Genomic DNA, 1,162 nt, shown 5'->3' with positions numbered 1-1,162 from the left:
CTCGCAACTCCACCCTAGCCGTCAGGTCCGATGGCCACCCAAGCCCTACACCCCGGACCAAGCCGGATTTTCCACCACCTCCGTGGACGCTACCCCGGCGTTCCGGATTGCCTGGTGCTGATCCTGAACGATGAAACCGAGCGTTTCGACGCCGAGGAGCGCTTCGAGGCTACCTTCAGCGCCAACCCGGCGCCGGCGGTGATCCTGCGCCTCTCCGACCACCGTTACGTCAAGGTGAACCGCGGCTTCCTTGAGATGACCGGCTATGTCGAGGATCAGGTACTCGGTCGCTCGGCTTACGAGATGGACGTGATCGAAGGTGCTGCCCGCCGGGAGTTTGCGGTTGAGCGGCTCCGGCAAGGACGCACCATCCCGCAAATGGAAGCTGTGCTGCAGATGCCCAGAGGTGGCGAGAAGCGTGTTGTGGTCGCCGGGCAACCAATCGAGGTCGGCAACACGCGGTTGCCAGGAGGTCAGGTCAGCTTCAACTTGCGGTCGAGTTCTTGATTTGTTCGGCTTCAGTCTGCACGCTGCGCCGATGCCGCTCCGCGCCCGATTCGCCGCTCCTTGCCTGATCCTCATGTTCGCTGAGGATCGCCATGGCTGATGCGAAGGGTTCTGCCTCCGGCCCAATGGTGCCAGCCACCGGTGAGGAAGTGGCCGAGGTGCTGGCCTATGCGCTCCGGCACGACGAGCGCGGCAAGCCCCGGCGTGGCGCAGCCTGGGAGGTGGCAGCCGCAGTGCTGGCAGAGCAGCTCGCGGCCCACCTGGAGCGGGCCAACATGGTGGTGGTCAAGAAGCCGCCGCGCCCGCCGCACTCGACCTGATGCGGCCGCCCGGCGGTGGGGCGGCCCGAGCAGGGCAGGGGGAGGCACGCCCGCCTGTCCAGCCCTTTGCTGAGCTCGCGGCCAGGTCAAATTTCTCCTTTCTCGACGGCGCATCCCATCCTTGGGAGCTTGCCGCTACCGCCAAGGCCCTGGGGTACTCAGGGTTGGGGATCTGCGACACCAACACCCTGGCCGGCGTGGTGCGCGGGCATGTGGCGGCCAAGGAGGCGGGGGTGGCCTAGGTAGCGTCCACGGAGGTGGTGGAAAATCCGGCTTGGTCCGGGGTGTAGGGCTTGGGTGGCCATCGGACCTGACGGCTAGGGTGGAGTTGCGAG

Annotated in this window: 3 protein-coding genes; all 3 read left to right on the top strand. The window is 66.4% G+C overall.

Annotated elements, in window-relative coordinates; all coding sequences use genetic code 11:
- The first annotated feature begins 114 nt into the window (after window positions 1-114).
- The 3 genes from BO39_RS29465 (at window position 115) to BO39_RS34885 (ending at window position 1,069) form a co-directional block, all read left to right on the top strand.
- The gene (locus tag BO39_RS29465) at window positions 115-507 is read left to right on the top strand and encodes a PAS domain-containing protein (protein WP_043840445.1); all 393 of its coding nucleotides are present in this window, start codon (window positions 115-117) and stop codon (window positions 505-507) included.
- 92 nt (window positions 508-599) lie between these two features.
- A complete protein-coding gene (locus BO39_RS29460) occupies window positions 600-827 on the top strand; it encodes a hypothetical protein (protein ID WP_043840444.1) in 228 nt (75 codons plus the stop codon).
- Window positions 827-1,069: a PHP domain-containing protein gene (locus BO39_RS34885; protein WP_342666359.1), complete on the top strand. Its 243-nt coding sequence runs from the start codon at window positions 827-829 to the stop codon at window positions 1,067-1,069. The genes BO39_RS29460 and BO39_RS34885 overlap by 1 nt, the downstream gene beginning before the upstream one ends.
- Window positions 1,070-1,162: the final 93 nt, after the last annotated feature.

The organism is Roseomonas aerilata DSM 19363 (assembly GCF_000711725.1).
Taxonomy (GTDB): domain Bacteria; phylum Pseudomonadota; class Alphaproteobacteria; order Acetobacterales; family Acetobacteraceae; genus Roseomonas; species Roseomonas aerilata.
This window is presented reverse-complemented; position numbering and strand designations above follow the sequence as displayed.